The 15,017-nt window shown below is 45.1% G+C and carries 14 protein-coding genes and 1 riboswitch; of the genes, 4 read left to right on the forward strand and 10 right to left on the reverse strand.

Annotated elements, in window-relative coordinates:
- Positions 1-117: 117 nt before the first annotated feature.
- The 8 genes from mmuM to QNO02_RS26365 form a co-directional block, all read right to left on the reverse strand.
- Entirely contained in the window at positions 118-1,185 is a 1,068-nt protein-coding gene (gene mmuM / locus QNO02_RS26330; protein ID WP_289390436.1) for a homocysteine S-methyltransferase, read from the reverse strand.
- Positions 1,163-2,575, reverse strand: a complete 1,413-nt coding sequence (gene mmuP, locus QNO02_RS26335; RefSeq protein WP_289390437.1) for an S-methylmethionine permease — start codon at positions 2,573-2,575, stop codon at positions 1,163-1,165. Before mmuP ends, mmuM begins: the two co-directional genes overlap by 23 nt.
- A gap of 92 nt (positions 2,576-2,667) precedes the next feature.
- A riboswitch (SAM riboswitch) is annotated at positions 2,668-2,769 on the reverse strand.
- A 70-nt stretch (positions 2,770-2,839) separates the two neighbouring features.
- A complete protein-coding gene (locus QNO02_RS26340; protein ID WP_289390438.1) occupies positions 2,840-4,042 on the reverse strand; it encodes a Ger(x)C family spore germination protein in 1,203 nt (400 codons plus the stop codon).
- Entirely contained in the window at positions 4,039-5,139 is a 1,101-nt protein-coding gene (locus tag QNO02_RS26345; protein WP_289390439.1) for a spore germination protein, read from the reverse strand. The genes QNO02_RS26340 and QNO02_RS26345 overlap by 4 nt, the downstream gene beginning before the upstream one ends.
- A gap of 39 nt (positions 5,140-5,178) precedes the next feature.
- Positions 5,179-6,891: a spore germination protein gene (locus QNO02_RS26350; protein WP_091038413.1), complete on the reverse strand. Its 1,713-nt coding sequence runs from the start codon at positions 6,889-6,891 to the stop codon at positions 5,179-5,181.
- Between the two features lie 149 nt (positions 6,892-7,040).
- Positions 7,041-7,961 carry a methyl-accepting chemotaxis protein gene (locus QNO02_RS26355; RefSeq protein WP_289390440.1) on the reverse strand — a complete coding sequence of 307 codons (921 nt, stop codon included), beginning with the start codon at positions 7,959-7,961 and terminating at the stop codon, positions 7,041-7,043.
- Positions 7,962-8,490: 529 nt separating this feature from the next.
- Positions 8,491-9,015 (reverse strand): VOC family protein, encoded by a 525-nt coding sequence (locus tag QNO02_RS26360; RefSeq protein ID WP_206105822.1) that lies wholly within the window; start codon positions 9,013-9,015, stop codon positions 8,491-8,493.
- Positions 9,016-9,265: 250 nt separating this feature from the next.
- Complete coding sequence (locus tag QNO02_RS26365) at positions 9,266-9,709, reverse strand: VOC family protein (RefSeq protein ID WP_091038410.1); 444 nt, start codon at positions 9,707-9,709, stop codon at positions 9,266-9,268.
- 87 nt (positions 9,710-9,796) lie between these two features.
- Here QNO02_RS26365 and QNO02_RS26370 point away from each other — a divergent pair, with 87 nt between their 5' ends.
- Positions 9,797-10,765, forward strand: a complete 969-nt coding sequence (locus QNO02_RS26370) for a helix-turn-helix transcriptional regulator (RefSeq protein ID WP_091038408.1) — start codon at positions 9,797-9,799, stop codon at positions 10,763-10,765.
- A 38-nt stretch (positions 10,766-10,803) separates the two neighbouring features.
- Here QNO02_RS26370 and QNO02_RS26375 read toward each other — a convergent pair whose 3' ends face one another.
- The gene (locus QNO02_RS26375) at positions 10,804-11,985 is read right to left on the reverse strand and encodes an MFS transporter (protein ID WP_289390441.1); all 1,182 of its coding nucleotides are present in this window, start codon (positions 11,983-11,985) and stop codon (positions 10,804-10,806) included.
- Between the two features lie 183 nt (positions 11,986-12,168).
- Between QNO02_RS26375 and QNO02_RS26380 the strand changes: the two genes are divergently transcribed.
- Together QNO02_RS26380 and QNO02_RS26385 are read left to right on the forward strand one after the other, a co-directional pair.
- Entirely contained in the window at positions 12,169-13,035 is an 867-nt protein-coding gene (locus tag QNO02_RS26380) for a LysR family transcriptional regulator (RefSeq protein ID WP_249913244.1), read from the forward strand.
- 21 nt (positions 13,036-13,056) lie between these two features.
- Positions 13,057-13,731, forward strand: coding sequence for a VOC family protein (locus QNO02_RS26385; protein ID WP_133387208.1), 675 nt, complete (start codon positions 13,057-13,059; stop codon positions 13,729-13,731).
- A 43-nt stretch (positions 13,732-13,774) separates the two neighbouring features.
- Here QNO02_RS26385 and QNO02_RS26390 read toward each other — a convergent pair whose 3' ends face one another.
- Positions 13,775-14,140, reverse strand: a complete 366-nt coding sequence (locus QNO02_RS26390; RefSeq protein WP_165980421.1) for a MerR family transcriptional regulator — start codon at positions 14,138-14,140, stop codon at positions 13,775-13,777.
- 129 nt (positions 14,141-14,269) lie between these two features.
- Here QNO02_RS26390 and QNO02_RS26395 point away from each other — a divergent pair, with 129 nt between their 5' ends.
- Complete coding sequence (locus QNO02_RS26395) at positions 14,270-14,920, forward strand: nitroreductase family protein (RefSeq protein ID WP_091038400.1); 651 nt, start codon at positions 14,270-14,272, stop codon at positions 14,918-14,920.
- Positions 14,921-15,017 lie beyond the last annotated feature (97 nt).

Here is a 15,017-nt window from a genome sequence, read left to right on the forward strand (position 1 = left end):
CATGTTAATGTTTACGCTAAATCACTAAAAAAAGCCCTCACCAATCCAGTTAATGGATCGTGTGGGCTTCTTCATATTTAGTTGTACTCTAGTGGGTACAACCCTACATCAAGTCTTTTAATTCCGCCACTTCTTCGCAAGTTCACCAATCTGATGTGGCGTAGTACGGCAACAGCCACCAATAATTTTTGCGCCCGCAGCAACCCACTGCTCCGAAGCATCACTCATACTGCCACATGTACCCTGTCCGCTCCACGTCTTCGTTGCTGCATCATATACTTCTCCCGAGTTCGGATACACAATAACAGGTTTATCGCTGGTACGGCTCAAAATACCCACTGCTTCCGTCACCACTTCCATGGGAGCACAATTCAGGCCAATCGCTGCAATCTGCGGCTCGGAGCCAAACGTCTGTGCACATACCTCAAGCGGTGTGCCCTCGCTGATGCTTGTCCCGTCTTTTAAAGAAAAAGATAACCAAGCATACGCATGAGGGAACTCCTTCAGTACATCAACCAGCACCTGTGCTTCCTGCAGGGAAGGAATCGTCTCAAACGCCAGAATATCAGCACCCGCTTCAATCAGCGCCGCCATACGTGGACGGTGAAATGCGGCAAGCGTCTCATCCGACACGCCGTAATGTCCCACATACTCTGAACCATCCGCCAGATAGGCGCCGTACGGTCCAACGGACCCGGCAATAATTGGACGTGGACGAAGACTGTCTTCTTCGCGATCCCCTGTACGATCTGTTATATGCTCCTCATTCTCCACGGTCTCGGAACGTACCGAAGGAACTCCTATAAGCTGACCTGTCGAGCTTTCTCTCCCTACTAAACCGTCCTGCACTTCTGCCCACACGTCATCTCTCGCCTGTGCAGCCAGTTCCACCGTCTTGCGGATCAGCTCCAGTGCTGCCTGTTCATCAATCCCTCTCTTGCGGAAACCATCCACCGTCGCCTGATAACTGGATGTAATCGCACAGTCGGCTCCTGCTCGAAAATAATCTGCATGGACCTGAACAATAACATCCGGATTCTCAAGCAACACACGAGCAGACCATAGTGGATCATCGAGATCACATCCATGCTGTTCAAGTTCCGTTGCCAGCGCTCCATCCAGAATCATGACCGGATGTTCACGCAGGATCTGTTCTATGGGGTTAGTCTGTTGTGCTTGCGTCATGTACTTGTCCTCTTTTCTTATTCACACGTTCTGTCAGATAATAAGCAGCGTAACATACTGCGATAAACGGAACCCCACAATACAGCGCAATTCGCTGTGTCGGGTCAAAGGCAATACCTATGCATGAAGCCAGGCATAATATAAATGAAACAATTGGTACCACCGGATACAGTGGTGTGCGGTAGACCAGATCTTTGACCGCATGTCCTTCCCGGATATATTGTCTGCGGAACATGTATTGGGAGGCACTGATGCTCATCCATACCGCAACGACAGCCAGACCTGAGATGGAGACCAGAGTAATATACACGGTACCTGGTGCAATGATGCTGGACAGCAAAGCTAGTGCACCACCCACCATACTGATCAGAAGTGCATTCAGCGGTACCCCGCGTTTGGTCAGTTTGGCAAACCACGGAGAGATTGTTTTTTTATCAGCCAGAGACCAGAGCATCCGTGAAGATGCATATAGGCCCGAATTGGCAGCAGAGAGAATCGCCGTTAGAATAACAAAGTTCATAATGTCTGCTGCATAGGGTACTCCCACCCGCTCCATTACCGCTACAAACGGACTTTCCAGTACACTGGCATCCGACATGGGCAGCAAGGCCGACAAGATAATAATCGTTCCGATGAAGAAAATAACCAAACGCCACAGCGTTGTATGAATAGCTTTTGGAATCGTCTTTTCCGGATTCTCCGTTTCTCCTGCGGCAATGCCGATTAACTCGGTGCCTGAGAAGGCAAAGTTTACAGCAAGCATAGTCATCAATATCGCTGTAGCCCCATGAGGGAACCACCCGGATGCGGTAATATTCGATAGAAATGGAGCCGGTTCAGAATCCGCCATGGGAATGATACCAAACATGGCTGCGCCACCGATAATAATGAAGATTACGATCGTCACTACTTTTACAGATGAGAACCAGAACTCGGATTCCGCAAATAATTTCACTGTTAAAGCGTTGAACAGAAAGATCATCAGTGCAAAGAGCGCACTCCATATCCATACGTTGACCGATGGGAACCAGCGCTGCATCAGCAATCCGGCGGCTGTGAATTCGGAGCCAAGCGCAACAGTCCAGGTTAACCAGTATAACCAAGCCACCGTGTAGCCTGTTGCCGGTCCGATATATTTGGCTGCATAACTATGAAATGCTCCCGTCTCTGGCATATGAACAGACAGTTCACCAAGACAGAGCATCACCAGATATACAACAATGGCTCCGATCAGATAGGACAGAATGGTTCCCAGTGGTCCCGCTTGCTGAATGGTGTAACCTGAGCTGAGGAATAATCCCGTTCCAATGACTCCTCCTAGAGAGAGCATGACCACATGCCGTGCCTGCATTTTCCGCTGAAAATGCCCTTTGTCGTTGTTGTTCTCCATACCTGCTGCTCCCCTACTTCTTCATCCAGAAAAAACAAAAAAGACCCACTCTGCCTAAAGAGTGCGCCGTTACTGACAAATAAAAACAAACGCTCCTATCTATCAGGCTTTCACCCGCTGGAATTAGCACAGTATCCTTCAGATCTGTTGCTGAGGTTTCTAAGGGCCAGTCCCTCCACCTCTCTGGATAAGAAAATGATTTTTTACTAATATAGCGATCTATCATGAATGTGTCAACATTTAAATAATAAATGGCACACCTCGCTATTCGGTGGAAGACCCCGGATTGGTGATGGTGGTCTTTACCTCATACGTGATCGGCACGGTGCTAAAAATTTTATCCCAATCGTCTTTGACTTTTTTCCATGTTTTGGGTTCTTTGATACGCAAGCTATCCCGAAAATCCGCAACATCTACTTTATAGGTATGCTGAAGTTTGTATAACACCTGTCGAATCTGTTGTTCGGCCAGTTCAGCAAATTCTTTTTCCAATTCTCTGAGATAAGCACCTTTTTCCTCTTCCTCGGGAGCACGCCAATCCTCCATCAACCAACCTTCGGATTCAGTCTTCACATGGAATGAAATATCATCGCCAACCACTTTTGGAATTATTTTTGTTTTTTTCTTTTTCATTTCATATACCACGGTGAATCCCGCTTTATTGTATGTCTTCAAGATGCCTCCTTTTTCTTTAGGTCTGATCCACGATAGCCCTTCTAGATCCGTTTGGCTGAGTTCCCCGATGAATTTTGTCGTTTTCCCATCAAAGATACTGGCACCGGAGAATTTGTCCTCTCCATTGGAGTTCAGTACATTTTGGAGCAAGAAGCTGGAACCAGATTGCATTTGTGCATCTAATTTGGAGAGTAGAACAGGGTCCAGGATTTTGTTGGACAAGTACGAATTACCGGTAATGCCTGTCAGATAAAATGCTGGAATCCGGGAAGGATCATCTGAAGTCAGTACATCAACAGCGCGATGATGGCTAATCAACACCAGACAGTTAGGGCGAATATCGTTATCCCGAAGTACAAAATCCAGCAGCTGATCCAGACCATACTTTTTGGCAATATCCTTGGACACAACGATGACCTTCAGATGATGTCCGATGAGCGGATGATCTCGCCTCAGTGCAAACTGACGAAAGATTTGCAGCAAGGAATCTCCGGTAAGCTGTTCATTGGAATAGGACGTTTTACCAGAAGAAGGCGAACCGGATTGTTGGCTCTTTTGACTGCTGGAATTACCGGGAGCAATCTGTACCGTGGCCGTCAAATTGTTCTGCTTGGAATACGCTCCTCCCTGATTAGCGATGTCTTTCTCAAATTCCGTCTCTTTGCCGATATCGATCCCAAGACCGACGTAGACACTTAGATCCTCTATCTCCCGACTGCTCCAACATCCGGATATCGTTAAGAGAATGCATAATACAGTGGCTAAGCGTAACAACATACGGAGTGGAATCATGCATGCTTGCCTCCTTTTTTGCGAATCAGACTTAACAACAGTAGTACCAGAGGTAAAATGCCAAACAAAAATACGGACACATTGCCCAGCATATCTCCTAGTTTGAAGGTATCATCCACGGTTTTGGGAATCATTGCTGTCAGATAAATGAACGGAAGCAGGCCGTACATGATGCCTTTGATTTTTTTGGAACGAAACAAATCACGAATACCCACCGAAGCACAGTAATGTGTAATAGCTGTAGTCGAAAAGATTTGCATAATCCAGATGACCAGCAATAAGGATTCAAAACGCTCGAATATCAGACCCTGAATTTCGAAGCTCCTTACCAAATCCAGCGTTGGCCAAGTTCGAGTTTTGATGCCATCGAGCGATAAACTGCCTATAACCATCACCACCGTGATCAAGTAGATAATAGTGGATATGAGTATCCCCCAGGTCATCGCTTTATTGCTCTTTTTCGGATTTTTCATATAGGCAGTCATGATTAACATCACCTCATAGCCTGTATAAGATAATAGTGAAGGCTTCAACCCATGGAAAACGGGCATAAGCCCATCACCGAGCACGGGTCTCAAATTGCCTATCTCGAATAGCTGATTACTAAGCAAAATTTCAATCACAAATATAATAATCGTAATCGGAAGGATGATCTCAAACACGCGTACGATAACGCCAAGCCCGCCTGAGATCATATATACACCGATCCACATGAAGACCATCACAATTGCCCAGGTGGGGGTGCGTTCGAGTAGATACATCCCGGTTACTTCAGCCATAACTCTGATTTCGAATGCGGCAATCACTATGAAATACATAATCATAGACAATCCCAGTATGTAAGCAATCCAGCTGCCCGTAATCTCACGAGTGAACTGGAAGACGGTTTTCTCCGGAAATCTGCGACACAGTGTAACCAGAATTATTCCGACACCTATGATAATGAATCCAGATAGGATAATGGAAATCCAGACATCCGGTGTTCCGACAGCTTTGCTAGTCGTTCGAGGCAACGTCAATATCCCGGCACCAAGCATGTAATTGACAATAATTACAACGGCCTGTGTCGTGGTTAGCTTTCCTTGGGAGCCATTCACTTTAGTTCACCTCCAGACCTTCAGTAGATGCAATTCCATTTATTTTTTCCGATCATCATCTATCGGATTAGTCATCTTGGGACGCATTCTCATCATATTTAGCGGTGCACGGATAACAAAATCCTTCCATTCATTCATGTGATAAGGTACCGCTGGTGCAACATAAGGTACGCCAAAGCTTGAGAGTCGTGCCAGATGTGTACACACAAGCAGAAAGAACATAACCACGCCAAACAATCCAAGTACGGCTGCGCTGAACATAGCGGCAAATCGCAGAATTCTTAGCGTTAATCCCGCACTATAGACCGGAATCGTAAAGGAAGAGATGGCTGTTACCGCAACGACAATGACCAGGAATTGGCTTATTATTCCCGCTTGCACCGCTGCTTGGCCAATAATCAGACCTCCTACGATACCCATCGCTGGCGCAATTGGTTTAGGCAGCCGTATCCCTGCCTCCCTCAGAATCTCAATCGAAAGTTCCATGATCAGTACTTCAATGATCGAAGGAAACGGCACGCCTGTCCGCGTTTCAATAATCGTCAATACCAGCTTCGTTGGAATAAGACCCGGATGGAACGAGATAAACGAGATATAGAGCGCAGGAGCAAGCAATGCCAGCATCGCGGCCATAAAACGTAGCACTCGCAAAAATGTTCCGGGAATCCAGCGTTCATAATAGTCCTCGGGAGACTGAAGCAACATGCTAAAGGTCACTGGTACGATTAATACAAACGGCGTTCCATCCAACAAAATTGCCACTCGACCTTCCAGAAGGGCACCCATCACCCGGTCAGGTCTTTCCGTATTCAGTACCTGTTGAAAAGGACTCAGGGTACTGTCTTCGATGAGTTGTTCCACATAACCTGATTCCAACATCGAATCCATATCCATCTCTTCAATTCGCTTGCATACTTCAGCCACGAGATTGGGATCGGCAATATCCTGAATATAGGCTATCGCCAAATCTTTTTTGATCCGTGAACCCACTTCATACTTCTTAATAAACAGGCTCTGATCACTTCCATAACGACGCAAAATGCCTGTATTATCGCTTAATTGCTCTGTAAAACCAATACGTGGCCCACGAAGCAGCCCCTCTGACAGGGGTTCATTTACACCACGTGTTTTGATCTTATGAGCTCCAATTAATAAAGCACCCGGCAAACCATCAACCAGCAGTGCATTTTTCCCAAACAACACACCAACTGCGAGTTCTTGGAGGGACTTCGTCTCCTCAACCAGACTGACAGGAAGTAATTGATCTTGCAGATATGCCGACAGTAAGTGTGCGTTGTCTGGATGAAGGAAACCCTCCTGCTTAAGTAGAGGAACACCTTCGAACATCAACGGTGTAATCAAGTGATCATCAACTAAGTCCTGATCTACCAGGCCTTCGGTATAGATCACCGCAGCCCGTGTATTCGTTCCCCTAATAATAAATTCCCGAATATGCACGTCTGCATTGAGACCAAAGCTTTCTTTCACACTCGTCAGATTTATGCTGTACTTTTCGGTTAATTTAATATTGGCATAGTGGCCTGTTTCGGTCCCTTCACCCTGCCCTTTGGCTGCTGGCGAGATATCCTTCGAGGATACGGACGATTGCTTCGAGCGAGAGAAGCTTCCGCGCTTAATGGCAGCATTGATCCAGCGTGTGCTCAATGTAATACCAATTGGAATGATGAAGACCAAGAATGCCTGAATCCATATGGACCAATCCGGCACGTAGGATACAATTGTTGACCACATGTTCCCACCCCAACATTTCTCTGCATGATGAAGCTGCAGGTATTCCCAAGTATTGTGTCCCCGTTTGATCACAATAATTCCCGTTTTTTTGTGTACTAAACGACAAAAAAAAGCGGTTCCTGTATTAGGAACCACTATTTGCTCTATAATTATACGATTCTGGTCACATGCTCCGCTTTGGCATCCAACAAGTGAGCTGAAGCAGCAATTGCTGTAAAATCATTCAATGCGATCTCAATCTGCTTCTGGCTCTGCTCCACATATTCTTCTACTTTTTTGGTACCGCCTGTGATATTACCAATCTCCTTCGTTATTCCGGTAACGCTATCACGAATCTCATTAATCGAACTCTCCACCATTGCGGATAGTTTCTTAACTTCCTTGGCCACGATATCGAATCCTCGTCCAAATTCTCCTGCATGTGCAGCCTCAATGGCAGCATTCAACGCGAGCAGTTGCGTCTGAGACGAAATCTCGCGTATCGTTCGTACCACACCCTGAATCGATCCGGCCTGTTCCTGCAAATGAGTCAGCGTTGCACGGTTAGTAGCCGACACCTCTGAGATATAGGAGATACTGGACATTAACTCCTGACTGCGTTCAATGCCTACATCTGCCTGCCCATTTAGTTCATGAGACATCGTTTTCAGCTCATTCACTACGACCGAAATGTTGTTCTGACGGTTGGTGATGTTGGTGGCAATCTTGGAGACACCCAGTATCTTCTGATTCATCTCATCGTACACCGGCATATACGTCGCCTCAAGCCATACGGAATTCCCCTTTGCATCCTTGCGTTCAACCTTATCTTGGAAGCTGACACCATTTAATATACTATTCCAAAAAGCATCATATTCCGGGGTATTCGCAAAATTACCGAAGCATAGTTGCTGATGCTTCATTCCATACATCTCATCTACCGTATATCCCATGGTCTGGGCAAAAACTTCATTCACATAAGTTACCCGTCGATCCAGATCGAATCGAATAATAGCCAGACTTTTCTCCATCGCCTTGATGACCAGTGCATCGGTGACAACATCTTTCTTTTCCATAGCTAATATAGGCACTTGATAACCCCCACAGTTCATTCCATAATAGACAGCCTTTTAACTAGCAAACAACGATCACAATAAAATATGTATCCATCAGGTTCTAGATGGCTCTACTATTGATACCCGATTTGCAGCATTTTGGATCACCTGTTGTTATTTATTTTTTCAAAAGAAAATCTGCTCCACCTCATCCGCTGACAATGGCTTGCTGTAGTAGTATCCCTGCACTTTATTGCAAACCTGTTCAGTCAAAATATATAGTTGTTCCTTCGTTTCAATGTTTCTTCAATATCCTGGATAAAAGGCTTCCATCAACATACTTTCGGAGCATGTTCATCGTCCAGAAAAGAGACGTTATTAACTATCTTATCCGTAAAATATCTCTGTATCTACTTGTACGTATCGTAACATAAGGCAAAGAGGTATACACTTCAGTATTTGTAACATAATTTCTGTTTTTTTAGTAACCGTTTAGCCCCTATATACAAGAAAAACAGAACGATTTGTCGTGCATCGTCCTGTTTCTTATCCAGTCTCATCTTTATTATTTTTTTCGTGGTGTCCAGCGCTTCGCTTCACTGTGATTCGGATACTGAATGCCCGCAGGATAGGAGATCAGCTCGATCAGCATCCCCCAAGGTGTCCTTCCATACACAAACTGATTGCCTTCTCCGCCTTCAATATAACCGGTCAACGCCCCAGGCTCTGTTAGCAACACCCCGCCCGCTTCCTTGAAGTGTCGTGCAGCTTCTTGCATATCGTCCACGTACAACGCCATATGCTGCAATCCGTAATCCGATGCCCTAACTGGCTCTGATTGCGCTGTATTCGCGTACTGAAATAACTCTATACTGGCACTCTCCCCGAGCGATAACATCCGAATATGAATAACCTTTGCTCCTGAACGCAGTCCTAATTTACGCTCTGCCTCAGGTCCTTCCTGTGGGGGATCATCCGGCGTTATATGGTCATAGGCAAGTTGAGCTCCAAACGCCTGTTGTAGAAATAGTGTCGCCTGCTCCATATCCGGTACAGTTATTCCAATATGGTCGATTCCTCTCGTAATCATGTTATCCCTTCTTTCCTTTATCCATTAAACTTGCTTGTACACGGCGACATCCGTACCTATATGATTTACACGAAAAGAGGTCTGCTATAACCATCGAGCTGTCTCACTTATCCTGATGGCTGTTCAAACGACCTTGCATAGAAACCGAAGAAAGAAGAGCGCATGATATCCATGGCTCTTCTTTTTTTGATGTTTTTAAGTTAGTTACAGGTTTACATACCAAGTGCTTAACCGGGGGCCTGAACTCATTTTAAAAATCGTGCACAGTTACACACAGCTGAATCGCAATGCCAAATGGGTCCCGTACAATGCCATAACCTGGGCTGAATTCATTTTGCTCGTAAGGTACCAGTACCTTCACGCCCTCATGATGCATCAGAGAATGATACAGTTGATCGATTGTATTTTTATCCTTGGATTGAATACATAGTGAAGTGCTGTTCCCCAGCTGCCATGCTCTCTCCGTGTCCATTGCTTCTTCCGCAATCATGACTTTGTTGACCCCAATCTCCAGCACCGAATGTGTAATATACTCATCTTGACCGGCAGGGTACTCGAAACCTGGGTTCATCTCCTTCATCTCTTTATAACTTTTCTTGAATATCACCTTAGCGCCCAGAAACTCCTCATAAAAAGCAATGGCTGCCGCCGCATCCCCGTTCATCGACAAAAATGGTATCACTTCAAAATTCATTATATTGCCTCCTTGTTCCTATTGGATTACACTTATCACTATAACAACGAAAGGTGCCAATCCATGGCACCATTAAGAGGGTTTGATATGAAAAAATCAGAACGTATGAACCAGATGCTGCGCTTCATTAATCAAAAACAACAGTTCACTCTGCAAGATCTCATGCAGGAGTTCCAGATCTCCAAACGAACCGCGTTAAGAGATATCACTTCATTGGAAGAGTTAGGTGCGCCCATCTATGTCGAATATGGACGCTACGGCGGATATCGACTGCTGCAACAGATGCAGCTGCCTCCCATTTCGTTTAATACGGGTGAGCTTCATGCCCTTTATTTTGCGATGCAGGCTCTCCGCAGCTTCTCCAGCTTACCCTTTCAAGTCTCTTTCCGTACCATTCATGAGAAATTTATGAGCGCGTTATCCGACAAGCAACGACAGGATATTGAAAACATCCAACACCGGGTTTACTTCCAACATACCGAGCAGATCCGCGACAGTGCACATTTGGAGTTTCTGTTGATGGCTGCTGTTCAGAATATAGTGATCCAGATTACGTACGCTAATCAGCGTAGATCCTCTGATCAAAGGCCATCTTCTGCAAACACCAATATCCGCACCATTCAACCCATCACACTCTATGCCAGGAAAGGCTATTGGTATTGTCAGGCCTATGATCTGCATAAACAAGCTTATCGTGTATTCCGCTGCGACCGCATCATTTCAGCCGAAACAACAGAGATTGAACCTTTAACTCATGTAAAGGAACTCTATTCACAGGATGCCCAATCTCTATGGAAACCATCGGAACAAGCAATTCCATTCAAATGCCTGATTGATGAAGCCGGGATGGAGCTATTCCAGCAAGAACATTTCCCATCTATGCAGATCATCGAGAAGATGGGATACATGTATCTTGTCGGTTCGTATGAACCTCACGAGCTTGATTTCATAGTGAGATACCTTGCGGGCTATGGTAAATCGATTAAGATTATAGAGCCCGTCATCTTACAGAAAGCATTAAGGCAGTACTATCTGGACTTGTTGGATCATGTATAAAGATCATATTTCTATATCCATTTTACTTCACATGCCTTTTAGCTCTGCTCCTGGCTAACTTTTAAGCTTTTTTTATTGCCAATAGCCAATTGAACGATAATCTGCAACACGATGATGATAGCCAAACCATAAAATGCTTGCACAAAGCTGCCTGTTAGATCGCGGAGCCAACCAATCGCCAGCGGCCCAAGTGCTCCAAGAATGTAGCCACCAGATTGAGTCATAGCGGACCAGCTACTCGCTTCCTGAGCATTGTTTGTCTCATCAATCGGCAACATAAGTGCAATCGGGAACAGTCCACCTGCACCAATCCCGAGCGGAATCGCCGCGAGCCACGGACTGACAGAGAGATTCAGCATCAGGACACCTGTTAACTCCAACATCGCACATCCAACAAGCCAGAAGACACGTTTTTGGTATCGGTGTACAAGCATGGGAATGAATAACGTTGAGGGCAGTGATATCAATGTAAATAACGTTTGGATGTTGCCAGCAGTCTCTTGGCTATATCCATGGCTTTGAATGGCTGGCGCAAGCCAGGCGGTTAATGAATAGAAGATCGCGGCCATCAGTCCGAAGAACAGTGTCAGCACCCATGCACGCCTGTTCTTCACCGGAAGTGTTGCATGAATGACAGACGAAGTTTGTCCGGATTGTCGCTCTGTACGCGCAGACCAAGCTAATTTTAACCAGATCGGCAATGCAATGGCTGCAAGTAATGCCCATGTAGCCAAAGAACCTTTCCAAGATCCACCTAGCGTATGCTGGAGCGGAACCGATAATCCCACACTAATGCTGGCCCCCATCACCATCGCTGTAGAGTAGATGCCGACCATGGCTGCCACTCGGTTAGGGAAATACTGCTTAATGAAGCTTGACAACAGCGGCCCTGCCAATGCAATCCCTACACCTGACAGAAAAGAAGTGAACATCATCAACGGAGTTGCGCCTACGAACAATCGTAATCCCGTACCTATCCCAATAAGGATTAAAGCCAGCACAATGGCACCTTCGTTCCCCCACCTTCTACTTAGTCTTACAGAGAATGGAGCGAATATGCCCATACATAATACCGGTAGTGTAGTTAACAGACTGGCGGTCATGCCACTCAAACCCAGATCATTCTGTATGGTACTCATCAGAGGAGAAATGGAAGTAATCGGTGGTCTTAAGTTCAGTGAAGCAAGAATAAGCGCCAATACAATATAAAAAAGTTTCATTATGGATCACCTCATGGTAGTAGTATCGTTGCCTTCACCAAAGATCCCAATTGTTAATGACAAGATCTTCGGGTGGTACACGATTAAGTATAGGATCATTAGAATGATTGAACAATACTATTGTTTCTATTAAAATGATTACTAAAACCAATGATTAGAGGTGAATTTATGGAGATTCGTCAAATGGAAAACTTTATTACAGTGTGTGAGGAGCTTCATTTTACACGGGCAGCTGAGAAACTTGGCATATCTCAACCTACGTTGAGTCAACAAATACGTGGGTTAGAGGATGAACTTGGTGTTCCTTTGTTTGACCGTGTTGGCAAAAAAATTGTGATGACCCAGGCAGGCACTCTGTTTCTGGAGCACTGTGTACAGATGATCCGGCATTTACAGAATACCCAAGATGCGTTGGCTGAATTTCGCAATGATCAGCGGGGACGATTGGTTATTGGTGTTCTTCCATCCGATTTGGATTACCGTATCACTCCGCTGCTCGTTGATTTTCATGCTCGATTCCCCAAGGTGCAGTTGAAGGTTATCTCTTCGATCTATGTCGTAAATCAAGTGTTGGAAAATGAAGTCGACATCGGCATCGAGATCACGTCTGCCCCTGATAGGCGGCTTGTGCGCATTCCTTTGTGCAGTGAAGAATATGTACTCGTCGTTTCCGAGAATCATGATTGGGCTGAACGAAGCACAATTGAAATTCAGGAGCTACGTGATATCCAAACGGTGATGTTCCCCGAAGGATTTACGGGCAGAGAATTGGTCGATGGCTATTGCCGTAAATATGGATTCACCCTAAATACCATCATGGAGACCAGTTCGGCAACCTCCATCATTAGCTTGGTCAAAGCCAACGTCGGAGGAACACTGCTGCCTTATCCTCTGATCAAAGCCATGAATGAGCCCACGCTACGTTGCATCCGAATTACAGACGATCCGCCATACCGACACTTTGAGATTATCCATCGCTCCGACCGTTACCTGACGCAATCGGCCAAGGCATTTATTGAGAAAACAATCGAGTATTTCAATCAAAGGTGAGATTAAAAGGAGGATATTGAAATGATAATAAGAGAAGTTGGTTTGTTGACACATCAAATTGATGCCATAAAGGAGTTTTACGGTACACTACTGGAATTGGAGCTTGTGGAGGATAATGCAACATGCGTTTCATTTCGTGCGGGGAACTCGGTACTATCTTTCAAGAAGGCGGCAGAACAAGAGAAGCCCTACTATCATGTAGCATTTACGATTCCAACGAATAAACTTGCTGATGCGAAAAGGTGGGCTCAAGACCGTAACATTCCGTTGCTCTCCAAAGATGGACAGGATGAATATTATTTCCCCTACTGGGATGCAACAGCCTTCTATTTCTATGATCCAAGCGGCAACTTGATGGAATTTATCGCTCACCATTCACTCGATAATGCAGTTGATGAAGCTTTCGAAGCGAAGCATCTGTTATGTATTAGTGAAATCGGTCTACCTGTCGATGATGTTCCTGAGACAATGAACACATTGAATGAGCATTATCAACTTGAACCATTTGCCGGGGACGGAAAACAATTCTCCCCCACCGGTGATGCAGAAGGCATGTTTATTGTCATTGATAAACAGATGCCCTGGTTCCCAGACGGGCGTATGCCTGGTGTATTTGCTACAGAGGTGAAGGTGGAAACTGGGCAGCCCGGTAATCTGCGTATACAGGACGATATGTATACGATTGAATCGATATGATGTAAGAACGTACTGAATGAAAACCTCAAGAGGGACTTCCGGCTTAATACTTACCAAAACCTTCCTCACACGTGATATCCGATTTAAGAATTTCGTACAGATTTTGTTTGGAATTCTCTAATTGTTTTTGTGTTTCTTCAATTTCTGATATTTTCGCTTGGATAATGCTTGCTTGATCATTACTTGAAAACCCATGTTTAGAGATCATAGATTGGATCTCATGGATCGTAAAACCAACAGCTAAACATTGTTTGACCACGTCCAGATGCTGAATAATGCTCTGCGCATATATTCGATAGTTATTATGATCTCTCAGCATATGTTCATCCGGGATAATACCTATTTTCTCGTAGTAACGAATCGTGGATATCGGAAGGTTTACATGGTTCGCTACTTCACTAATCTTCATATGGATTTCCCCCGTTTCTTCTTCTTGCTATAAAGTATACTTCATAGTTTACAATCCTCATAGTGAGACAGATGGAGATATAATTTATACCCTACTCTCACCAATATAGATATGAGGAGAGATTTCAATATGAACACAATTACCGGTCAATTCAACAAAACAAATGATTTTGATAACATCGTCTTGGAGCGCCATTCCGTTAAAGTCTACGACCCTGAAGTGAAAATCAGTCGCGAGGAGATGACCGAAATACTGGCGAAAGCTTCCCGTGCCCCTTCGGCCATTAACATGCAACCTTGGCGTTTTCTTGTTATCGACAGTGCTGAAGGCAAAGAGAAGCTTGCACCACTGGCCTCTTTTAACCAGACACAGGCACTAACGTCTTCCGCTGTCATTGCCGTGTTTTACGATGCCTACAACGTTGAATACATGGAAGAGATTTTCAGCAAATCAGTGGAACTTGGATACATGCCACAAGACATCATGGATATGCAGATGCAGCAGGTACAACCTTATTATGCGAACATAAACGCATCCGAACTGCGTGACATGAACCTCATTGACTCAGGCCTCATATCCATGCAACTCATGCTCGTTGCCCGTGCTCATGGCTATGATACGAACCCTATGGCTGGTTATGACAAAGGTCAGATCGCCGAAGCGTTCGGCCTGGATAAAGAACGGTTCCAGCCCGTGATGTTGATCTCCATAGGTAAAGCAGCAAAAGATGGCTATCCTTCCTATCGTCTCCCGGTTGAAACGATTACAACTTGGGCGTAACCAACAGCTACTCTCAAGACTAAAATGACTATGGATGATGCTATAGTAAATACTAAGTCTGAAAAATAGATGAAAATCACTGTGCATCCCATAATAC

This window comes from Paenibacillus sp. PK1-4R (assembly GCF_030369595.1).
Classification (GTDB): Bacteria; Bacillota; Bacilli; order Paenibacillales; family Paenibacillaceae; genus Paenibacillus.